General features: G+C 62.6%; 21 protein-coding genes, 1 tRNA gene and 1 pseudogene. 7 read left to right on the top strand and 16 right to left on the bottom strand.

The genetic code is table 11. The features are described from left to right. The first annotated feature begins 1 nt into the window (after window position 1). The 3 genes from ehuD (at window position 2) to OKW40_RS29495 (ending at window position 2,997) form a co-directional block, all read left to right on the top strand. The gene (ehuD, locus tag OKW40_RS29505; protein WP_429468289.1) at window positions 2-661 is read left to right on the top strand and encodes an ectoine/hydroxyectoine ABC transporter permease subunit EhuD; all 660 of its coding nucleotides are present in this window, start codon (window positions 2-4) and stop codon (window positions 659-661) included. A gap of 3 nt (window positions 662-664) precedes the next feature. Next, window positions 665-1,438, top strand: a complete 774-nt coding sequence (eutA, locus tag OKW40_RS29500; RefSeq protein WP_429493045.1) for an ectoine utilization protein EutA — start codon at window positions 665-667, stop codon at window positions 1,436-1,438. Window positions 1,439-1,647: 209 nt separating this feature from the next. Next, window positions 1,648-2,997: an MFS transporter gene (locus tag OKW40_RS29495; RefSeq protein ID WP_184061532.1), complete on the top strand. Its 1,350-nt coding sequence runs from the start codon at window positions 1,648-1,650 to the stop codon at window positions 2,995-2,997. A gap of 62 nt (window positions 2,998-3,059) precedes the next feature. Here OKW40_RS29495 and OKW40_RS29490 read toward each other — a convergent pair whose 3' ends face one another. From OKW40_RS29490 to coxB, 8 genes are all read right to left on the bottom strand, one after another. After that, entirely contained in the window at window positions 3,060-3,449 is a 390-nt protein-coding gene (locus OKW40_RS29490; RefSeq protein ID WP_429493044.1) for a YunG family protein, read from the bottom strand. 267 nt (window positions 3,450-3,716) lie between these two features. After that, entirely contained in the window at window positions 3,717-3,872 is a 156-nt protein-coding gene (locus OKW40_RS29485; RefSeq protein ID WP_167368682.1) for a hypothetical protein, read from the bottom strand. 86 nt (window positions 3,873-3,958) lie between these two features. Beyond that, the gene (locus OKW40_RS29480; protein ID WP_429493043.1) at window positions 3,959-4,657 is read right to left on the bottom strand and encodes a hypothetical protein; all 699 of its coding nucleotides are present in this window, start codon (window positions 4,655-4,657) and stop codon (window positions 3,959-3,961) included. A gap of 20 nt (window positions 4,658-4,677) precedes the next feature. Then, window positions 4,678-5,448, bottom strand: a complete 771-nt coding sequence (locus OKW40_RS29475; RefSeq protein ID WP_429493042.1) for a tetratricopeptide repeat protein — start codon at window positions 5,446-5,448, stop codon at window positions 4,678-4,680. Window positions 5,449-5,624: 176 nt separating this feature from the next. Continuing rightward, on the bottom strand, window positions 5,625-6,950 hold the full coding sequence (locus tag OKW40_RS29470) for a ferredoxin reductase family protein (protein ID WP_429493041.1): 1,326 nt from the start codon (window positions 6,948-6,950) through the stop codon (window positions 5,625-5,627). 51 nt (window positions 6,951-7,001) lie between these two features. Beyond that, window positions 7,002-7,337 (bottom strand): hypothetical protein, encoded by a 336-nt coding sequence (locus OKW40_RS29465; protein ID WP_184055744.1) that lies wholly within the window; start codon window positions 7,335-7,337, stop codon window positions 7,002-7,004. Beyond that, a complete protein-coding gene (gene ctaD, locus OKW40_RS29460) occupies window positions 7,334-9,871 on the bottom strand; it encodes a cytochrome c oxidase subunit I (protein ID WP_429493040.1) in 2,538 nt (845 codons plus the stop codon). The genes OKW40_RS29465 and ctaD overlap by 4 nt, the downstream gene beginning before the upstream one ends. Beyond that, window positions 9,868-10,554: a cytochrome c oxidase subunit II gene (gene coxB / locus OKW40_RS29455; RefSeq protein ID WP_429352913.1), complete on the bottom strand. Its 687-nt coding sequence runs from the start codon at window positions 10,552-10,554 to the stop codon at window positions 9,868-9,870. The genes ctaD and coxB overlap by 4 nt, the downstream gene beginning before the upstream one ends. 51 nt (window positions 10,555-10,605) lie before the next feature. Between coxB and OKW40_RS29450 the strand changes: the two genes are divergently transcribed. Then, window positions 10,606-11,118: a DUF2231 domain-containing protein gene (locus tag OKW40_RS29450; RefSeq protein WP_184040085.1), complete on the top strand. Its 513-nt coding sequence runs from the start codon at window positions 10,606-10,608 to the stop codon at window positions 11,116-11,118. Here OKW40_RS29450 and OKW40_RS29445 read toward each other — a convergent pair. From OKW40_RS29445 to OKW40_RS29430, 4 genes are all read right to left on the bottom strand, one after another. Then, a complete protein-coding gene (locus OKW40_RS29445) occupies window positions 11,082-11,594 on the bottom strand; it encodes a CopD family protein (protein ID WP_429493039.1) in 513 nt (170 codons plus the stop codon). The two genes, OKW40_RS29450 and OKW40_RS29445, sit on opposite strands and share 37 nt — an antisense overlap. Continuing rightward, a complete protein-coding gene (locus tag OKW40_RS29440) occupies window positions 11,591-12,316 on the bottom strand; it encodes a cytochrome c oxidase assembly protein (RefSeq protein WP_260321208.1) in 726 nt (241 codons plus the stop codon). Before OKW40_RS29440 ends, OKW40_RS29445 begins: the two co-directional genes overlap by 4 nt. A gap of 587 nt (window positions 12,317-12,903) precedes the next feature. Then, the gene (yfcF, locus tag OKW40_RS29435) at window positions 12,904-13,560 is read right to left on the bottom strand and encodes a glutathione transferase (RefSeq protein WP_429493038.1); all 657 of its coding nucleotides are present in this window, start codon (window positions 13,558-13,560) and stop codon (window positions 12,904-12,906) included. 49 nt (window positions 13,561-13,609) lie between these two features. Beyond that, complete coding sequence (locus OKW40_RS29430; RefSeq protein ID WP_162634082.1) at window positions 13,610-13,807, bottom strand: hypothetical protein; 198 nt, start codon at window positions 13,805-13,807, stop codon at window positions 13,610-13,612. A 265-nt stretch (window positions 13,808-14,072) separates the two neighbouring features. Here OKW40_RS29430 and OKW40_RS29425 point away from each other — a divergent pair. Further along, window positions 14,073-14,157 (top strand) — tRNA-Leu (locus OKW40_RS29425). A 93-nt stretch (window positions 14,158-14,250) separates the two neighbouring features. On the opposite strand, the gene OKW40_RS29420 is transcribed toward OKW40_RS29425, so the two are convergent. The 4 genes and pseudogenes from OKW40_RS29420 to OKW40_RS29405 all read right to left on the bottom strand — a co-directional run bounded on the left by OKW40_RS29420 (window position 14,251) and on the right by OKW40_RS29405 (window position 18,071). Continuing rightward, window positions 14,251-15,270, bottom strand: a complete 1,020-nt coding sequence (locus OKW40_RS29420; protein ID WP_429493037.1) for a D-cysteine desulfhydrase family protein — start codon at window positions 15,268-15,270, stop codon at window positions 14,251-14,253. Between the two features lie 78 nt (window positions 15,271-15,348). Next, entirely contained in the window at window positions 15,349-16,545 is a 1,197-nt protein-coding gene (locus tag OKW40_RS29415; protein WP_429493036.1) for an aminotransferase class V-fold PLP-dependent enzyme, read from the bottom strand. A gap of 27 nt (window positions 16,546-16,572) precedes the next feature. Continuing rightward, window positions 16,573-16,760 (bottom strand): annotated as a pseudogene (locus tag OKW40_RS29410) (RidA family protein); the annotation flags it as partial. Between the two features lie 15 nt (window positions 16,761-16,775). Next, window positions 16,776-18,071, bottom strand: a complete 1,296-nt coding sequence (locus OKW40_RS29405) for an L-fuconate dehydratase (RefSeq protein ID WP_429493035.1) — start codon at window positions 18,069-18,071, stop codon at window positions 16,776-16,778. Between the two features lie 191 nt (window positions 18,072-18,262). Between OKW40_RS29405 and OKW40_RS29400 the strand changes: the two genes are divergently transcribed. After that, a complete protein-coding gene (locus OKW40_RS29400; protein ID WP_429493034.1) occupies window positions 18,263-19,024 on the top strand; it encodes a GntR family transcriptional regulator in 762 nt (253 codons plus the stop codon). A gap of 91 nt (window positions 19,025-19,115) precedes the next feature. Continuing rightward, entirely contained in the window at window positions 19,116-20,633 is a 1,518-nt protein-coding gene (locus tag OKW40_RS29395) for a sugar ABC transporter ATP-binding protein (protein WP_429493033.1), read from the top strand. The last annotated feature ends 7 nt before the right edge of the window (window positions 20,634-20,640 follow it).

The following is a 20,640-nucleotide window of genomic DNA, read 5'->3' as shown; positions in this document are numbered from 1 at the left end:
AATGGAATGGGACTGGAGCTTCGTGCGCGAGATTCTGCCGACCCTGCTGCAAGGTTTGGAGATCACCGTGCTCGCCACTTTGCTAGGCGCGGTGGTGGCGGCCGTGGTCGGCATGGCGATTGCCATTTTGCGGCTGGCGCCGAATCGCGCGGTGTCGCGCGGCACGTCGGCGATCGCGAGTTTCATTCGCGGCACGCCGCTGCTCGTGCAGTTGTACTTCGTGTTCTACGTGCTGCCCGACATCGGCATACGGATGCCGGCGCTCGCAGCCGGTGTGCTCGCAATCGGCGTGCATTACGCGACGTATGCGGCCGAGGTTTATCGCGCCGGCATCGAAAACATTCCGCGCGGGCAATGGGAAGCAGCAAAGGCCTGCAACCTGAGTCCCGCGCAAACGTGGCAGCACGTGATCCTGCCCGAAGCGGTGCCGCCGATGGTGCCCGCGCTCGCCAATTATCTGATCTCCATGTTCAAGGAGACGCCGTTACTGTCGGCGATCACGGTCCTCGAATTGATGAATCAGGCCAAGATCATCGCGAATACGGATTACCGCTATCTGGAGCCGATGACGCTTGTCGGCGTGCTGTTCCTGATTATCAGCCTGATCGCGGTGGCCGGTGTGCGACTTCTTGAAAAGCGTTTTCCGGCTCCGGGGCATTGAACGATGCAAATAACCATTCGACAGTTCGAGCGCGCGCCGCATCTGATCGAACGCGCTTTCGACAAACGTATCGGCCTCGTGATCCTCGCAACCGATCACACGACCGAGCCGGACTTCGCGGCACTCGTCGCAAACGAGCGTATCGGCATCTATGTGAATCGCGTGCCGTATGCGAACCCGGTGACGCCCGACAATCTGCGCGCGATGCAGCCATCGCTGAGCGCGGGCGCGGCGCTGATCCTGCCCGACGAAACGCTCGACGTCGTGATGTATTCGTGCACGTCGGCATCCGTGATGATCGGCGATGCGCAGATCGAGCGCGCCATTCATGCGGCGAAGCCATCGGCCAAAGTCGTCACCCCGACCGCTGCCGCGGTCACTGCGCTGAGCACGCTGGACGCGCGGCGTATCAGCGTGCTGACGCCGTACACCGCCGAAACCAGTCGGCCGATGTTCGAGTACTTTGCCGCGCAAGGCTTTGCGATCGACCGCTTCTCATGCCTGGGTCTGACCGACGACCGGGAGATGGCACGGATTTCGCACGACGATATCGTCGCCTTCGCGCGCGATGCGACAGCGCCCGACTCCGATGCGCTGTTTATTTCGTGCACCGCGGTGAGAGCCGCGCCGATCATCGCGCGAATCGAAGCCGCCATCGGCAAGCCGGTAGTGAGCAGCAACCTCGCGACCGCGTGGATGTGTTTGCGCCTTTGCGGCGAGAACGAGGCGAGGCCACAGCAGGGTCATTTGATGACGCTGCCGTTGCTGATGCGCTGAGAGCACTGCGCGACGCCAATCATGTTGTTTTTCCCGAACGCGCGCGACGCGTCGCCGACGCACGCGTACGGATTACCACATCCGTTGCAGGCTTTATGGAAAACCCCGATGCCTGCATCGTCCTAGAACATCGTTGCAAGCGCGGGTCGCCGGTATCGTGGATTCGGGCGACGTTGCCTGTGTCGCATAGAAACATCCTAGGAGAAGACATGCACTACGTACATTCATGGACCGCGCAGAGCGCGCAACCGCAGGCGCGCAGCTTGCTGCGACGCGCAATCGCGGCGTCGGCACTCGGAAACGCGACCGAGTGGTTCGACTACGGTATTTACGCCTACGGCCTGAGCTATATTTCGGCCGCGTTGTTTCCCGGCAGCACCGCGCAGGCCACGTTGTTCGCGCTCGCGACGTTCGCCATTTCGTTTCTCGTGCGTCCGCTTGGCGGACTGTTCTGGGGGCCGCTCGGCGATCGCCTCGGCCGCAAGCACGTACTCGCGTTGACGATCATCCTGATGTCGGTCGCAACGCTGCTGGTCGGACTCGTGCCGACTTACGCGAGCATCGGCTGGTGGGCACCGGTTATCCTCGTCGTTCTGCGGATGATCCAGGGCTTTTCGACGGGCGGCGAATATGGCGGCGCGGCGACTTTCATGGCCGAGTACGCGCCGGACAATAAGCGCGGCTTTTGTGGCAGCTTCCTCGAATTCGCGACGCTGTCGGGTTTCTCGCTCGGCGCGTTTCTGATGCTCGGTTGCTCCGTGGTGCTCGGCAACACGGCAATGCATGCGTGGGGATGGCGTCTGCCGTTTCTGATTGCGGCGCCGCTCGGCCTGATCGGTTTCTATCTGCGCTCCAGGCTCGAAGACACGCCGGTCTTTCGCGAGCTCGAACAAACGATGCACAAGGAGCAGCATAGCTGCGTCACGCTGAAGGCATTGCTGCGCGACTATTGGAAACCGCTGATTCAGCTCGGCGGACTCGTGGTTGCTTTGAATGTCGTCAACTATGTGCTGCTCGCCTATATGCCGACGTTCATGCAGAAGCAGCTCGGCATGAGCGACAACATGTCCCTGCTCGTGCCGCTGATCGGCATGCTCGCGATGATGGTGTTTCTGCCGTTCGCGGGCACGTTCTCGGATCGCGTGGGACGCAAGAACGTCTGGTGGTTTTCGCTGATTGGCCTGTTCGTCGCGGCGATTCCGATGTTCCTGCTGATGAAGCTCGGCGTGGCGGGCGCGTTCATCGGCTTTGCGGTGCTCGGGCTGTTGTACGTGCCGCAACTGGCCAGCATCTCGGCGATGTTCCCCGCGATGTTTCCGACCCAGGTCCGTTACGCGGGGATGGCGATTGCGTATAACGTGTCGACGTCGATTTTCGGCGGCACAGCGCCGATGGCGAACGAATGGCTGGTCGCGCATACGGGCAATGCGCTGGTGCCCGCTTATTACATGATGGCCGCGTGCGTGGTGGGGGCGATTGCGTTGATCTACGTGCCTGAAACGCGCGGGTGTTCGTTGCGCGGGCAAGGCATTCCGGGGAAGCAGGAAGTGATTGTTTGAGGTGACATGGCGTGGCCAACCGCGTATCGATGCAGTTCGGCCACGCGTGTTTGATTGAGCGTTTATTTCAGCTGGCTTTGCGCGAGCCTCGACTTCAGCAGTTCGTATTTCTCCCGCGACGTATCAGCGAACGCCGCCTCACGACTCGAACCCGTATCGTCGAATGGAATCGGCTCGGCAAACTGGCTGACCGTCAGATCCCATCTGCTGCCGTCGATCAGGTTGTAGAAGTGCGTGCCCCCCGACGTACGCGTCGTCAGAATCTCGCCACCGAAATAGTCCTGCATGATCAGAGACGTAACGCTGCAATGATTCTGCGCGGGATTCGTCGACGACCACGCGTGCGTGGGGCTCGACGTATCGCCGGCCCATACGCGTGCAAGGACGCGGTATAGATCGATGGGCGTCGCAAAGGACTTCGATACGGCAGGCGTCTGTGCTTCCTGTGTCATGGCGGCAATCCTTCGTTCGATGAGCGGATAAGGTCGCGGAAAACAAAAAGCCCCGTCGTTGCCGGCGGGGCTTTCTGGCGCATGTCGCTGCGAATGATGTCTAGCGGCGTATGCGTATGCGAGTCCCCACAGGCAGTCCCACGCGGGCATGCGCATGATGATGCTTTGCAGTCGGGCGGTACTTGAGGGCTTGCATAGTGAGCGAGTGTGCCTTCGATTGCGCGACGCGTCAACGAATCATCGATAACTGCGTCGCGCTGACCGTGCTTACGACTTCGCGCCGCTCAGGATCGCGAGGCTCGGGCAGTAGTGCGTCGCGCTCAGATACGCGGCCTGCTGCGAGCGCACGCCTGCGCTGCTCGACGTCGGCGGATCGATGAATACCTGCGCGTTGTTCGATCCCGCCGGTGCCGTCAGCGTCATCGTTACTGGGGATAGAAATGAACGTGGCGCGCGTCGAATCAGGCGTTCGACCGCGGATGGCTTGCGCCGATGTGCTTCAACGCAATTCAACCGCCGGACAGAACCGTGTCCTCGACTTCGTAGCGCTCATTGCCAACTGAAATCAGATTGATGCCGGCATGCTTGCGCGTCAGCGTGTCGCCGGGCATCGGCCGATCGCTCGCGGACGCGGCCGTGCCGACTACCCGGCCGTTGACGCCGAAGAAAATCGCCCGCGTGGCGCCATCGGGCCAGTAGACCACGACCGTAGTTGATCGATCGCCGTGATGCACGACGCCGAACTTGCACATCGTTTTGGTCTGTCCGTTGCCGCGCTCGCACGGCAACGTGCCGCTCGCGCTGATAGGCGATTCCTTCACGGGCCCGCGGCCGTTCTGCGAGCCGGCCTGAGCGCTTTCAGTCGAAATCGAAATCAGCGTCACGCCTTCCGCTTCGCCGACCACGCGCGCGCGCCGCTGATGCCCGACGATCGCGCGCACGGCGGCGCTGTCGCGCGAGCCCGGACAGCCGACCAGCATCGCCATATGGTCGAGATAGTTCACGGTCGCGGCCGACTCGCCGAGCCGCCGGCATGCATCGCCCGAGTGCGGATAGCCATCGCCGAGCACGACGAACGACGCGGGCCATTCGAACGGTTTCTCCATGCCAGTTGCCTGCGCGGAAGTCGAAGCGCCACCGGCACCGAATGCAATCGCCGCAAGCGCGGCGCACAGCGCCGAAGCAAAAGACCGGGTCGTGCGTCGCATCGAAGTTCTCCTCGGCTTGCTCACGCTCGAGCCGCGCCGGCCGCCAACGCGGCCTGCGCCCGCTGCAGCCACTCGCGATTATGCTCGCGCGCGTGGCGCGGCCAATGTTTGGCGTCCTGCACGATTTCAGCATAGAGCGCGCCGGCGCGGCGGCGGTCCGCATCTTCCGGTTGCGCGGCGAGCCAGTCGGCGAACAGGCAGCGCGGCGCGACGTCGGTCGCGCAGGTCAGCGCCTGTTCGAATGCCGCGCGTGCGCCCGGCGCATGCCGCGCGGCCAGCGTGCGTGCGTTCAGCAGCGCCGGCTCGCCCTGGTTGCGTGCCCGCGGATTGACCGAGAACAGATCCGCCAACGTCGCATCCGCGGCCGTGTAGTCGCCGAGCGCGAACTGCGAGCGCGCGAGTCCGAGCAGCAGCGCAGGATCGTTTGCAAATGGGCCGTTCGCCGCGGTCTGGAAATGTTCGAGCGCTTCGCGCGGATTGCCGGCCGCGAGCAAGGCCTCGCCGAGCCGCATCCGATGCTGCACGGTCGGCGCGCGGTCGAATGCGGCGCGCGCTTCACGCAGCGCGCGATTCGGATCGACGAATTGCGTGATCGCCTGCGTGGCCACCCGCGCGCCGCGCGAGTGGCGCAGATCCGGTAGATAGATCGCGAAGAAGTACACGACACTGCCGAGCAGCGGAAAAGCAAACAGAATGAATAGCCAGTAGATGCCCTGGTTATTGCGCATCGCGTGGACGGCGAAGAAGATCGCGATGAAAACGTGAAGACCAATTCCAAAAAAGTAGGGCATATCGATTCAACCTTCGAGCATGAGGAAAAGCGCGCCGCGAGCCCGTCATTGGCGTAACCGGGCCCTAATGCAGCGAACCGACCCGCAGATACGCGAATAGAAGCGACAACGCCACGACGATCACGCCGGTGGCAATGACGAGACGGTTGGCCAACAGTCGGCGCATCGCAAGTCTCCTAGACGAAACTGTAGCGTTCGGAATGGTAGCGGATGCGCGGCACTTTCATTTCGCCGAGCGCCGTTTCGATCGCATCCATCATGGAGTCCGGGCCGCAGATGAAATACTCGTGATCGGCGAACTCGGGCGGGAGATGTCGCCGGAACATCGCGGCGTCGATGCGCCCGACTTCCCCGCTCCAGCCTTCGGGCGGGTCCGACAGCACATAGACGATGCGCAGATCGAGCCGCGCTTTCAGCGCATCGAACTCCTCGCGGAAAGTCAGCGAGTCCCAGGTCTTGCCGCTGTACAGTAGCACGAGCGGACGTTGGTCGCCGCGATCGGCGAGCGAGCGGATCATGCTCATCATCGGCGTGATGCCGATACCGCCCGCGATCAGCACGTGCATGTCGGTCGGATGCCCGATCGTGAACGCGCCATACGGTCCGTCCAGATACACGCGCCGACCTGCCTCGATCGTCTTCACCTGGCTCGTGAAATCGCCGAGATTGCGGATCGTCATTTCGACGCGACCGTTCGCGGCCTCGGCGCTCGACGAGAACGAAAAAGGATGTCCGGTGATCCTGAACGGGCTGCCCCACACGTTGAGCCAGCCGAACTGGCCGGGCTTGAAGCGAAAGCCAGCGTGGCCGTCGGGCTGCATCACGAGCGTCGTCGTGTCGCCGCGTTCGGCGCGCACTTCCGCGATCCGGTACGGACGCCTGATCATGAAGAGCGGTTTGAACAGACGCACGTACAGCAGCAGCGCTACCCAGAATGCTGTCATGCAGATCCACAGCGTGCGCTTGAACGGATCGGTCAGATAGAAGCCCCAGCCGATCATATGCAGCACGCCGCCGAAGATCGCGACGAGCGCGAGCCCGATATGCGACAAATGCCACAGCTCGTAACGAATCTTCAATTGCTTGCGCCATAGCGCGGTGATCACCAGCACGATCACCGAGCCGATCGACAGGAACGCGAACCACGCACCCCACGGTACCTCGAGCAGCGAGCCGGGCATCGCGACCTTGTCCGAGCGGATCGCGAACAGGATCAGCGGATGCACGACGACCAGGCTGACCGCGAGCAGCGACACGCGTCGATGGAAATGATAGATAACGTCCTCGCCCCACGGCTCGGTCACGTGACGAAAGCGCGCGGTGAGGCCAAATTGCAGGCCCATCATCGCGAGTCCGGAATAGCCGAGCGCCACCGAGAATTCGGTGCCGAAGTTGCGCGCGGGCGGGAGCGTGCCGGTCAGCAGCGCAAACAGCGGCGCGAGAATGAACAGTAGATAGATGACCGACCAGACGGCCTTGCGCACGAGATCTCGAGACTGCATCGGTGCTTCTCCATGCCGGGTGCGGCGGTCGCGCTCGCGCTCAGTCCGCGTTCAAACGCAGGTGGTGAGCAGCAGCGCGGGCCCGAACGTGATCACGGTCGCGACCAGCGCCGCGATCAGGGTCCAGACGACGACGGTATGCATGAACGAGCTGATGCGTTCGGGACCAGGGTCGCGGGTCGCGGCGCGATAGCGCCATAGCCAGCCGATCGCGATCAGATGCAGCAGCAGAATGATCGCGAGACTCGCGCGCAGCGGGCCGGTGGGCCACGCGAACGCGCAGCCGATCGCGTGCAGCGCATACAGGATCACGAACGCGAGACACCAGATCGCGAAGCCGACGGCGAGCCACCACAACCGCCGCGGCGAAAGCGGACGCGCATTCATGGTCTGGCTCCCAGCACGGCGACGAGGCTCGGCAGCGCGAGCACGAGTCCAAGCGCGATGATGCCTGTCGCCAGCGTGTAATCGACCCACAGGCGGGTGAGGCGCAGATCGGTCAGGCGTCGCGCGGAAACGAAGCCCGCGCCGACGCGCAGCACGTTGCTGATGAGGAACAACAACCCGACGCCCGCGTGAACTGCGATGTACGTGAGCAGCGCCGCGGCCGTCGCGCCGAGCGCATGCTCGCGCGGATTCGGTGTCACGCCGTTGATCAGCATCACGCAGGCGATGAGCGCGACGATCAGCGCGATCGCGCTCAGCCCGATCGTGCCGTGCGGTTTGCGCTCGGCGGCGGCCGCGCGCAACGAGCCACGCGTGGCGGCTGCGGCGACCGCGAGCGCGACGGCCGCGACGAGCGCGAGCCCGCGGTTCGGATGCGGCGTCACGGCTGCCGGCCAGTTCGGCGCGGCAATCCACAGGTAGAACGTGCCGAAGATCAGCGAGGTGAACAGCGTGCTGTTCGCGATCAGCGCGCAGATCATCGAAAGCCACGACGGCGAACCGACGACCTCGGTATGCGGCGGCACGCTGACGCCTCGGCCGACCGGCAGCGCGCCGTAATCGCGCGCGTGCCCCGCGCTCTGGCCCGCGTAGATGAAGAGGCCAAACGTCACGAATGCGAATGCGACCGACAGCAGATAGAACTTGAACAGCATCGCGAGCACCGCCGCGGCGGTCACGAGCGCGGTGACGAGCGGCAGATAGGTTGAGTTCGGCAGCACGATCAGCTGTTCGGGCTCGCCCGATGTCATATGCACGCCTAGCGTCTCCTGCCAGCCGTTGCGCGTGAAACCGAGGTAACCCTCGCCGCGCGCCAGAGAGGTCGCTAGCTGGCCAGGGGGCACCTTTTCGGTTTCGGCGTCCATGTGCGGGATCGACGCGAATGCGTACGGCGTGGGCGGAATCGGCATCGCCCATTCGAGCGTGGTCGATTGCCACGGGTTACGTCGCACGCGTTGGCCGAAACGCAATTGCACGACGATGTCGATCACGACGAGCGCGAAGCCGATCGTCATCACGAAGCTGCCCACCGACGACAGCAGATTGAGCCAGTTCCAGCCTTCGTCGCCGCTATAGGTGAAGACGCGCCGCGGCATGCCTAGCAGGCCAGTCAGGTGCATCAGGAAGAACGTCATGTTGAAGCCGATGAACACGAGCCAGAACGCCGCCACCGAAACGTTATGCACGGCGGTGCGCCCGGTCAGCAGCGGCAACCAGTAATAGAACGCCGCGAGCATCGGAAACGCGAGCGCGCCGGCCACCACGTAGTGCAGGTGCGCGACGACGAAGTAGGTGTCGTGCGCCTGCCAGTCGAACGGCACGATCGCGAGCATCACGCCGGTCAGCCCGCCGCACGTGAACACGAAGAAGAAGCCGAAGATGTACAGCATCGGCACGTCCCAGCGCGGGCGGCCGTGCGACAGCGTGGCGAGCCACGCGAAGAACTGGATCGCGGTGGGCACCGCGACGATCGCCGAGCCCGCCGAGAAGAACGCGAGCGCCAGATGCGGAATGCCCACCGTAAACATGTGATGCACCCAGATGCCGAAGCTCAGGAACGCGAGCGCGATGATCGCGACGACGATCGTGCGATAGCCGACGAGCTTGCGGCGCGCGAACACGGGGATCATCGTCGACAGCACGCCGGCCATCGGCAGGAAGATGATGTACACGTCCGGGTGGCCGAACAGCCAGAACAGATGCTGCCACAGCAGCGGATCGCCGCCGCGCGTCGGATCGAAGAACGGCAGGTTGAACGCGCGCTCCACCTCGAGCAGGATCGAGCCGAGAATCAGCGGCGGAAACGCGACGATCATCATCATCGCGGTGACGAGGATGTACCACGCGAAGATCGGCATGCGATCGATCGACATGCCCGGCGCGCGCATCTTGAGGATCGAGACGGTGAGTTCCACCGCGAGCGACAGCGCTGAAATCTCCACGAACGTGATGCCAAGCAGCCAGATATCGGCATTGAGACCCGGCGTGTAGACGTTCGAGCTGAGCGGCGTGTACATGAACCAGCCGCCGTCCGGCGCGGAGTGCAGGATCAGCGACACGGTCAGGATCGTGCCGCCGAACAGATAGCACCAGTAGCCGTAAGCGGTCAGCCGTGGAAACGCGAGGTCGCGCGCGCCGAGAAACTTCGGCACCAGGTAGACCGCGAAGCTTTCCACCATCGGGATCGCGAACAGGAACAGCATCATCGATCCATGCATCGTGAAGACCTGGTTATAGGTCTCCACATCCATGAAGGCCGCATGCGGCGTCGCGAGCTGCACGCGCGTGAGCATGCCGAGAATCCCGGCGATCGCGAAGAACACAAACGACGTGATCATGATGCGCAAGCCGAGGACGGTATGGTTGACCGAGGTAAGTCTCTGCACGCCTGGTCCGGTGGCCCAGATCGCCGCAAGCTGGCGATGCAGCCGCAGCGCGTTGATGCCCTGTGATGGCGGCTCGACGGGCACACTCATTTCTTCACCTCCCCGTTGGCGGCGGCGTTTTTGACAGCAGCCGGAAAATCTTCCGGACGATCGACGATCACGGTGAAGTGCATCCCCGCGTGACCGATGCCGCAAAACTGGTTGCATTGTCCGGCGTACTGGCCGGGCTGATCGGCTTGGATACGCAGCAGGTTGTGGTGGCCAGGGACCGCGTCGATCTTGCCCGCGAAGCGCGGAATCCAGAATGCGTGCACGACGTCCATGCTGGTCACGACGATGTCGACCGGCGTGCCTGCGGGCAGGTGCAGCACGTTCCCGGTTTCGACGTTGCCGAGTTCCGGATAGCGGAAGGTCCAGCGCCATTGCTGCGCGATCGCCTCGATGCGCGCGGGCGCATGCGCGCGCAGCGGCAGCAGCAATTCGCCCGCGTACAGCGCGTAGCAGATCAACGGGATCAGGATCACTGCCGGCAGCACGAGACCGCCGAGCACGATCCAGCGCGCGGGCGACACGTGCGAGCCCCAGCCGGGCCGGAAGACTGTCATCAGAAACAGTACGAGCACCATCGCGAACAGGATCGCGGCGCCCGCCAGCATCACCCACCACAGCCCGGCGATCGATGCGGCGGCCGGACCCGATGGCTCGAGCGTCGAGAGCGGCCCGGTGCAGCCGGACAACGCGGCGAGCGATCCGGCTTGGACGGCCAGGCGCAAGCAGCTATGATGGTTTGCACCACCAGGCATCCGATGCGAGGGCACACCACCATGGCAAACAAAGGCAATGCTGGAAACGAGACGCGAAGCGAAGTGATGCTCGAGCTGTTGCGGCTCGACAAGGGGTCGGTGGTGGCGCTCGTCGGTCATCCGATTCACGTGATGATGGTGCATTTCCCGATCGCGTTCGTCGTCGCGACGTTGGGCGTCGACGTAATCTACTGGTGGACGGGCGACCCGTTCTGGATTCGCGCCGGATTGTGGGCCGCCGGCTTCGCGTTCTGGAGCGGCGTGGCTGCGAGCGTGGTCGGTACCGCCGAGCTGCTGCTGGTGCGCGGTATCCGCCTGAAGGAGGCGAGCTGGTCGCATGCGGTCGCCGCGATGACGCTCGTCGCGCTCGCGGGTGCGAACTGGGGCGTGCGCCTTTATTACCCCGATGAGATCCTGCCGCATGGGCTCGTGCTGTCGGTGCTCAGCTCGGTGATGACGGGCTTCGCCGGCTGGCATGGGGGCAAGCTCGTGTTCGATCATGGCGTCGGAATTCTCGTTTCGCCGAAGGAGTGATGCAGCCAGCGGCCAAGTCCACCGGGCTCGAACAGATGCGGGGCCAGCAGGTTCGAGTCGATGTGAGGCTTGGCCAGCACGATCCAGATGATCGCGACGATCACGATCAGATAAGCGATGGTCAGCGCGATCGCCGAGGCACGGCTGAACCTGCCGTTGGGCAGATACAGATCGTGCAGTACGAGGCCGGCCAGCACATGCAGCATCGCCATGATGCCGACGAACACCATCTTCGCGGTGAACCATTCGACGAAGGTGGCCTGCAGAAAAATCAGCACGGTGCCGCTCGCAATCGCGACGAAAGCGGCGGGCGAGGTCAACTCCACGAACACGAGACGCGTGATGCGGTGCAGCCGGTCGAGTTCGGTGCCCGCCGCGAGCCCGCGGCGCTGCCAGAACAGATACGGCAGCACGATCAAACCGCCCGACCAGACGGCGATCGCGGCCAGATGAATGAACTTCAGCAGGGTCGTCACAGCGCGGGCTCTCTGACGCGCAGGCTTGACCAGACGAGCGAAAGTCCTGCCGCGAGATAAGGGATCATCGCCAGTACCCACATCAACAGTCCGGCGAGTTGCTGGTCGGCGAGCGGGGTGAGCCCCCACGCGGCGGTGGTCGCGAAGTGCGCGACGTAGAGCGGCACCGGCGCGAACACGATCAACGCGCCGAGCAATCCCATATGGCCGATCGTCGCGACGAGCGCCATCAGCGCGGGGCCGGTCGGCAGCGACGGCGAGAAGATGCTGCGCCACATGAGCCATGCACTGCCAAGCAAAGTAATCTGCATCAGCCAGTAGCCGGGTACCGTCGCGAGTCCCCACGCATAAGGCCCAGGCGCATGCCACAGCCAGATGATCACCGCATGAGCGGCGACCACCGGCACGAGCGGCGGATGCGCGAGGCGCGGCAGCGGAAACGCGAGGGCGAGCAGGGGGGCGACGGCAGCGATCAGAATGATGTGATGGGTGACGCGCGCGGAGAACAATGCCGAGGACAACGCGCAGAGCGGCGACACGAACACGAGGGCCATCAATGCGACGGCTCCCCATCCCGCCCGTGCATTCGCCGAGCGGTTGCTGGCCACGAACCATGCGAGCGCCGCGAGCGCGACGAGCAATGGCGGATCCGTATTCCAGCGCAGCCACAAGCTTTCGGGGACAGCCGCGGGACCACAGTAGGCGACAGGAAAATATGGCATGGGCGATGTCTTCAACGAGTCCAGGTGCTTCTTCAGTACACGCAAGCAAACGCGTGACAGATAACGCCTTCGAATTGTCGGGACGGCTCACGATCCAACTGATCGCTCACGTACTCTAGCGCAAATAAACTGTTTAGGGACGGCTATCTGAATCCTGTTAGTTTTTGCGTGACAGAATGTTTTCAATTTGTCACTCGAGGCTTTTGCCGGCTGGATAAAAGCCGGTGTAATGGCGGCGGTAAGATTGCAATGGTGCGGCGCAATACTTCAGGCTGACCTGCCCGGCGTACTATGATGAAATCATGTGACGGAGACCCGCCATGTTTCATGATCCCATCCGAATTCCCGCAATGATCGAATTGACATTGCTTGCGATCGTGCTGATCGTTGTCAGCATCGTACGCGCGAGGAAACAAAGGGAGCGGGCGCGGAATCGGGCCATGGCGGAGCAGCGAAGCTCTGATAAAACGCGAATGTAATATTCGCTTTTACCGCATCTTTTAAGACTTTCGTATTCAGCTATTTTGCTGGTCTTTGTTACTTCTATCGACGGCTTTTCGGCGTGGCGGCAGCCACGCCGGTCGACTTTATAGCGGTGGACGCTCCAATTGGACCCACCGCTGCACGCTGGCGCGCTGCCATTGTTGCGTGGCGTACTCCTTGAGCTTGTGCGGAACGGGATCGCCATTCAGCACGAGGCGATTGAGCATCAATGCGAGGTCCGTATCGGCGATGCACCACTCGCCGAACAGATTTGGCGAATTGGCCGGAAGCAATGCATCGGCGGCGGCGAAGAGTGTTTGTGCCGCTTCTTGTGCGCTGGCGGAAAGCGGGCCGCCGCGCGATCCGTAGAAAATGACTTCGGTGGAACGCTCCTGGCGAACCGGTAGCAGATCGCTGCGCAGCCAGGCCTGCAGCTGGCGCGCTCGCGCGCGCGGACGCCGATCTTGAGGATAGACCGGGGTGTCCGGGAAAGTCTCTTCGAGGTACTCGGTGATCGCCGACGACTCGGATAACGCAAAGTCTTCGTGTATCAGGGTCGGCACGCGCCGCGTCAATGAGCGGGCCGCATAGTCGGTGGCGTGATTCGCCTTGTTCGCGAGATCGACGGTCGAAAGGTCGAACGGCAAGCGCTTCTCGCGAAGCGTCACGAAGACGGACATCGCGTAGGGGCTGGCGAATTGGGCGTCGGCGTAGAGGTGAAAGGGCGGGTGTGCCACAGGGGCTCCGTTTTCGTTAGTCATTGACGTCGAGCTTCGAATACTAGCTGCTCGTCGCGCGCCGTGCAGCCTCTCACCAGTGCGGATTGGCCATCTCGCAGGCGAGCAGGCAGCCTAACGCCGACACGGTGCCGACCGCGCCGAGACCAAATCCTACGGCAAGGTTCTCCGCCGTCGTTGCGCAACCCTGCAGCAGCGTTATCGACGTCAGCAGCGACGCGAGAAAAAGACGATACCGAAGTCGCGAAGAAGATGTGCGTCGTGGTGACATGATATGTTCGCCGTGAAGGGCGCTCTTTCAGCGCATCAGCGTACGAGCATAGCGGTCCGCCATTTGTCGCATTCACCCGAGTAGCGGCCCACAAGCGTCAGACCTTACGAGCGCTTGCGAGGCGCCGGGCCGCGCTCGAATCGGTCGCCGGGCAGCGATACGGGGTGAACGCGCAGTCGGTTTTTCGACCGGTATTGCAACTGCAGAACAATATCGCGCGAGGGGCTTCAAAAAAATAATCAGGCTGATACAATGGCGCCCCTCTGCCCAGGTGGCGAAATTGGTAGACGCACTATCTTGAGGGGGTAGCGCCGAAAGGCGTGTGGGTTCAAATCCCGCCCTGGGCACCATTTCGAATCGTCGATTCGAATCTTCAAGCGCTTCGCGCTTTCTTCAGACAACGGCGGCCGTATCAGACCATCGCGTTGTCTCCGCTTCTGCGCTCAGAACTCGTTCCGATAGGCAAATAGCCCCGGAAGACCGCCGCTCATCACGAATAGAATTTTCTGTCCGGTACTGTACTTCCCGTTGCTCACGTTTTCCACAAGACCCGCAAATGCTTTGCCGCTGTACACGGGATCGAGCAACAGACCTTCCGTCGATGCCATCAGCCGAACAGCCGCGCGCATGTTATCGGTTGGAACGCCATAGCCGGGTCCGAGCTGCGCTTCGTCGATCGAGATCGCGTCATCACTCACGCTTAGGCCTGGGTCGATCAGTCGGACCGTCTGATTCGCCTTATCCAAAGTAACCGTGCGCGCGTGGCCAGCATTCCCATACACCGTGAATGCTGCAATACGCGACGGATCCACGCCCAGCGCAATAAAACCCGCGACCAGCCCCGCATGCATGCCGCCGCTTCCATTCGGCACCACGACGCGATCGAAGGCCACGTTTTGCGCTTGCGATTGCGCGACGAGTTCAGCTGCGCAGTCCGCGTAGCCGAGACAACCGACCGGGCTCGAACCGCCCAACGGACACACATAGACGTTACGGCCCTGCGCTCGCAACTCGTTCGCGCGTTCCTCGGCGAATTGCAATGCGTCGGCCGTGCCGGGAAGGTCATGCACGCGCGCATCGAATAGCGCATCGAGCAACACGTTGCCGTTCTCCATGTAGTCGTGGTCGAAACGTGGCACGGTTCTCGTCAGCACCAGCTCGCATCGAAGTCCGACGCGAGCCGCCGCGGCCGCCGTGAGGCGCGCATGATTCGATTGCCGCGCGCCGACGGTAACGATGGTGTCCGCGCCGCGCGCGAGCGCTTCGCCAATCAGGAATTCGAGCTTGCGCAACTTGTTGCCGCCGCCACCTAGTCCCGTCAGATCTTCTCTTTTGACGTAGATGTCCGCCCCGCCGAGGCGAGCGCTCAGACGCGCAAGGTGCTGAATTGGCGTCGGGCCTTCGAGAAGCGCATGGCGCGGAAACTTTGATAAATCGAGGCGGTGCGATGAGGCGGAGTTCATGGTCGTGTGCGCGCGATTGAGTTGAAAGAGACGTTTCCATTCATTTGACTGACGCAAAGTTCTCTTTGACTCGAGTGCTCAATGCGTCAACGTCCCTATCCCAGCCAGTAATTTATCAACTTCGGCGTCGGTGGTCAGATAGCTGACCGATGCGCGCGCGATCTGTGTCAGCCCTCTGCTAGTCATATCGAACGGCGTGTACGCGACGCCATTCGAGCCGATCGTAATGCCCTGTGCCGCCAACGCGCGTCGCACCGACATGGCATCGAGTCCGGCGACGTTGAACGACACCAGACCGGATCGTTCGACACCCTGGTCGAGCACCCACACGCCCTCCATCGCGGCCAACCGCTCGCGCAATGTCTGCGCGGTCCGGTCGATCTGCGCGCGGATGTTGTCGATGCCGATTTCCAGCGCTTCGTCCAATGCATTCGCCAATCCGCAATGCAGTGCAAGCGACGCTTCCGATGATTCGAAACGCACGGCATCGTCGCGCAGTACAGGGTCGCCATTGGCGTCGAGCGGCGCGGAATACGTGTCGACGAAGGCCGGCGTCAAGCGGCACAGAAAATCCCTCCGGACGTATAGCAGCCCGGTGCCGCGCGGTCCACGCAGTGCCTTGCGGCCCGCGCCGGCCAGCACATCGCAGCCGACTTCGACGACGTCGATCGGAAGCTGTCCGACGGCCTGCGCCGCATCGATGAAATACGGAATGCCGTGACGGCGTGCGATCCGCCCAATCGCGGCGGCCGGATTGATCAGTCCGCCATTGGCCGGCAGCCACGTCAGCGCAATCAGTCGGACCCGGTCGTCGAGCATCGCTTCGAGCGCGCGAGGATCGACCCTGCCGCTGTCATCGGAAGGAATCGTCTCTATCGATGCGCCCGCGCGCTGCGCCAGAAGGCGCATCGTCGCGAGATTGCCGCCCCATTCGTGCCGCGCAACGAGGATGCGTTGCCCCTCGCGCCACGGACCCAATGCCGCGAAAGCAGCGCCCCAGCCCGGCGAGTTGCCCGTCGTCAACGCGATCTCGGCGGGCTGAGCGTTCAGCAGTCGCGCGGCGAGCGTGCGCGCCCGTTCGGTCTGTTCGCGGGCAGCCGCGCCCGCTTCCATGGGTCCCATCGAGGCTTCGCGCAACAGATGCGCGTGAATCGCTTCGAGCGTGGCGGCCGACGGCAGCGACGCGCCCGCATGATTGAAGTGCGTGGTACTGCGCACACCGGGTGTGCGGGCACGTATTGCGTCGATGACAGCGGGCGACGGCGGAGAAGACATTGGCGGCTCCGAGTGTATGAGTTCAATTCAGACGTTCTTCAAGGCGACAACCGCTTCGACTTCGACGGCGACCCCTGCCGGCAGCGACGCAACACCCACCGCGCTGCGCGCGTGACGGCCGGCGTGCTCGCGATGAACACGTTCAGGCGCACGATGCGTGCCACGCGCTCGAGCCGGTCGCCCGTCGCCGCGACGATCTGCGCGACGACACCAACCCTTACCCTCCAGCATCATTCCTGCCACGCTTCTCCTTCCGGATACCAGTACCTGTCCAGCGTCCCTTCCAGCATCTCGATGCTATACCCGGCCCTTTGCGGCGGCATATAGTGCCCGTTGCGGATCACCACGGGATCCACGAAATGCTCGTGCAAATGATCGACGTATTCGAGCACGCGATTCTCGAGCGACGCCGACACGCAGATATAGTCGAACAGCGAAATATGCTGCACGTACTCGCACAAGCCGACACCACCCGCATGCGGGCACACCGGCACACCGAACTTCGCGGCCATCAGCAGTACGACGATCACTTCGTTGAGCCCGCCGAGCCGGCAACTGTCGATCTGGCAGAAGTCGATGGCTTGCGCCTGCAGCAGTTGCTTGAACATCACGCGATTGTGGCAATGCTCGCCGGTTGCGACGCCAATCGAACCGAGCCGCCGGCGAATCGCAGCATGACCGAGGATGTCGTCGGGACTCGTGGGCTCCTCGATCCACCACGGGTCGAACTCAGCGAGACGGCGCATGTTCGCGATCGCCTCATCGACGTCCCACACCTGGTTCGCGTCCATCATCAGCTTCCGGTTCTCGCCGATCTCTTCGCGCAGAATGCGCGCGCGCCGTACGTCTTCCTCCAGATCGCCGCCGACCTTCTGCTTGAAATGCGTCCATCCCTGCGCGACGCCTTCGCGCGCGAGACGGCGAATCTTGTCGTCGTCGTAACCGAGCCAGCCCGCCGATGTCGTATAGGCCGGATAGCCGCGCGCGAGCATTTCCTTTTCGCGCTCGCCCTTGGTCTTCGCATGACGATGCAGCATCGCGAGTGCTTCGTGCGGCGTGATTGCATCCGTCACGTAGCGAAAGTCGAGGCAGCGCACGAGTTCTTCCGGGCTCATGTCGACCAGCAGCTTCCAGACCGGCTTGCCGACGGATTTCGCCCACAGGTCCCACACCGCGTTGACGACCGCCGCGGTGGCAAGATGAATCGCACCTTTGTCCGGGCCGATCCAGCGCAGTTGGCTATCCGAAGTAAATGCGCGCCAGAAAGCGCCCATATTCGCGGCGATATCTTCGAGCTTCTTGCCGACGATCAACGGCGTGAGTGCATTCACGGCGCTCACGCAGATTTCATTGCCGCGGCCAATCGTGAACGTGAGGCCGTGGCCGGTGAGATTCGGCGTGTCGGTTTCGAGCGTGACGTAAGTGGCGGAGTAGTCCGGCGCGGCATTCATCGCGTCGGAGCCGTCCAGCGAACGTGAGGTGGGGAACCGGATGTCCCGAACGGACAGCCTTGTGATCGTTGTCATCTGCGCACCCTCCGGGGCTGTGGCTATCGGCTTGTCGTCTGCGGACGCAGACGGATCGGTTTCTTGCGCACGTTCTCTGTGTGCGCGTTCCTGCTGCGCATACGGGTAAGCCCGGAGTTGCCAGATACCAGGCATCCATAGTTATTTCCAGGCATTTGTACGCGTTGACAACGCGGTATTCACTTTCTAGCATGCTAGCATGTCTTCTCGAAATCAAGGCCTTCGTGAATTCCTCGACCGAACTTGAGAATGCCGCCGGGGACCCGTATGTCGCACTGCAAAAAGTCGGCGGCGGCGAGCGCGGCAGCTTGACCGACGCGGTCGAGGCGGCGTTGCGAGAAGCGATTGTTACGTTGGCGTTGGAACCCGGCATGATGATCGACAAGATGGCCGTGTGCGAACGCATGGGGGTGTCGCGTTTTCCGGTGTCATCCGCGTTGGCGAGGCTTGCGCATGCGGGTCTCGTCGAGGTTTTGCCGCAACGCGGCACGCGCGTCAAACCGATCGCGCTCGACGACATCCGCCAGCATCTGTTCATCCGCAGCGCACTGGAAGTCGAGACGGTGCGTGGGGTCGCGCTGATGCACGACACGGCGACGCTCGACGCATTGGCAAGCAATCTCGATCAGCAGCGCAGTCTGGCTGGAAGTGGCGAACGTCTGGCGTTTCACGCGCTCGATCTGGCTTTCCATGAAATCCTGCTCGACGCGGTGAAGCTGCCGCGCGTGAAGGAGATCGTCGCGGTGTCGCGCAATGCGCTGGACCGCGCGAGACAATTGCTCGCGAGTCCAGAACGGCTCACGCATACGCTGGAAGAGCACGAGAGCATCTTCAAGGCCCTTTGCGCCGGCGACGGCGATGCGGCCGCGAAAGCGATGCACGATCATCTCGACCAGGTCGTCGCCGAATTGCAGCGGTCCGCAAAAGAGCGGCCCGACCTGTTCGCGCCTTGAATGAAAGCTGGAATGAAAGCCGTTGTTCAAGCCGTAAAAAGCTCCACCGTAACAACGTTGGTGATATAGGCAGCCGTCGACAGATCAGCACATGAACCCACTCATTTCCGTCAACAATCTTTGCAAGAGCTTTCCGGGCGTAAGAGCGCTTCATGACGTCCGGTTCGAACTCATGGCCGGCGAGGTCCATGCGCTGATGGGCGAGAACGGCGCGGGCAAGTCGACGCTGATGAAAATTCTCGCCGGCGTCTATACGCGCGATTCCGGCGAAATTCTCTTCGACGGCAAGCCCGTCGATTTTCAAGGTCCGCGCGACGCGCAAGCTGTCGGCATCGGCATCATTCATCAGGAACTGCAACTGATGAATCATCTGAGCATCGCGCAGAACATCTTTATCGGCCGTGAGCCGCGCAAGGGTCTGGGTCTGTTCCTCGATGAAGACAAACTGAATGCGCAGGCGAGCGAGATCCTCGCCCGCATGCACGTGAAACTCGATCCGCGCACGATGGTCGGCACGCTGACCGTCGCGAGTCAGCAGATGGTCGAGATCGCGAAAGCACTGTCTTTCGATTCGCGCGTGCTGATCATGGACGAACCCACGTCCGCGCTCAACGATGCCGAGATCGCCGAGCTGTTCCGGATCATCCGTCAATTGAGAGAGCGCGGCGTCGGCGTCGTCTATATCTCGCACAAGATGGACGAGTTGAAGCAGATCACCGATCGCGTGACCGTGATGCGCGACGGCGAGTATGTGGCCACCGTGCCGACCGAGGGCACCGGCGTCGAGACGATCATCGGCATGATGGTCGGACGCACGCTGGGCGACGTGACGCCGGTCGAGAGCGCGCCGGTGAAAGGCGAACTCGCGCTCGAAGTGAGAAATCTCGTCGCAGGTCCGCTCGTGCGCGACGTCAGTTTCGAATTGCGCAAGGGCGAAATACTCGGTTTCGCAGGCTTGATGGGCGCGGGCCGCACGGAGGTCGCGCGCGCGGTGTTCGGCGCCGATCCGGTCGAATCGGGGGAGATACTCGTGAAAGGCGTGAAGGCGTCGATCAAGAGGCCCAGTGATGCGGTCAAGCGCGGCATCGGCTACCTGTCCGAAGATCGCAAGCGCTTCGGTCTCGCTACGGGAATGGATGTCGAATCGAACATCGTGATGGCCGATCTCGGCAAGTTCCTGTCAATCAATATGTTTCTGCGCCGCGCGCAGATTCGCAAAAGAGCGCAGCACTTCATCAAGCTGCTTGCGATTCGCACGCCTTCGGCGACGCAGCAGGTGCGGCTTCTGTCGGGCGGCAATCAACAGAAGATCGTGATCGCGAAATGGCTCGAGCGCGATTGCGACGTACTGTTCTTCGATGAACCGACGCGCGGCATCGACGTCGGCGCGAAAAGCGAAATCTACAAGCTGCTGCGCTCGCTGGCGGCGCAAGGCAAGGCGATCGTGATGATCTCCTCCGAGCTGCCGGAAGTTCTGCGCATGAGCGACCGCATCGTCGTGATGTGCGAAGGCCGCATTACCGGCGAGCTGTCCGCCAGCGAAGCGACGCAGGAGCGCATCATGCATCTCGCGACGCTGCGCGAAACCCTGAAAACGGTACAAGCCTGAAGAGGTC

The sequence above is a fragment of the Paraburkholderia sp. RAU6.4a genome, assembly GCF_050435625.1.
Classification (GTDB): domain Bacteria; phylum Pseudomonadota; class Gammaproteobacteria; order Burkholderiales; family Burkholderiaceae; genus Paraburkholderia; species Paraburkholderia tuberum.
Note: the sequence above shows the minus strand (reverse complement) of the source record. Positions and strands in the feature narration are given on the sequence as shown.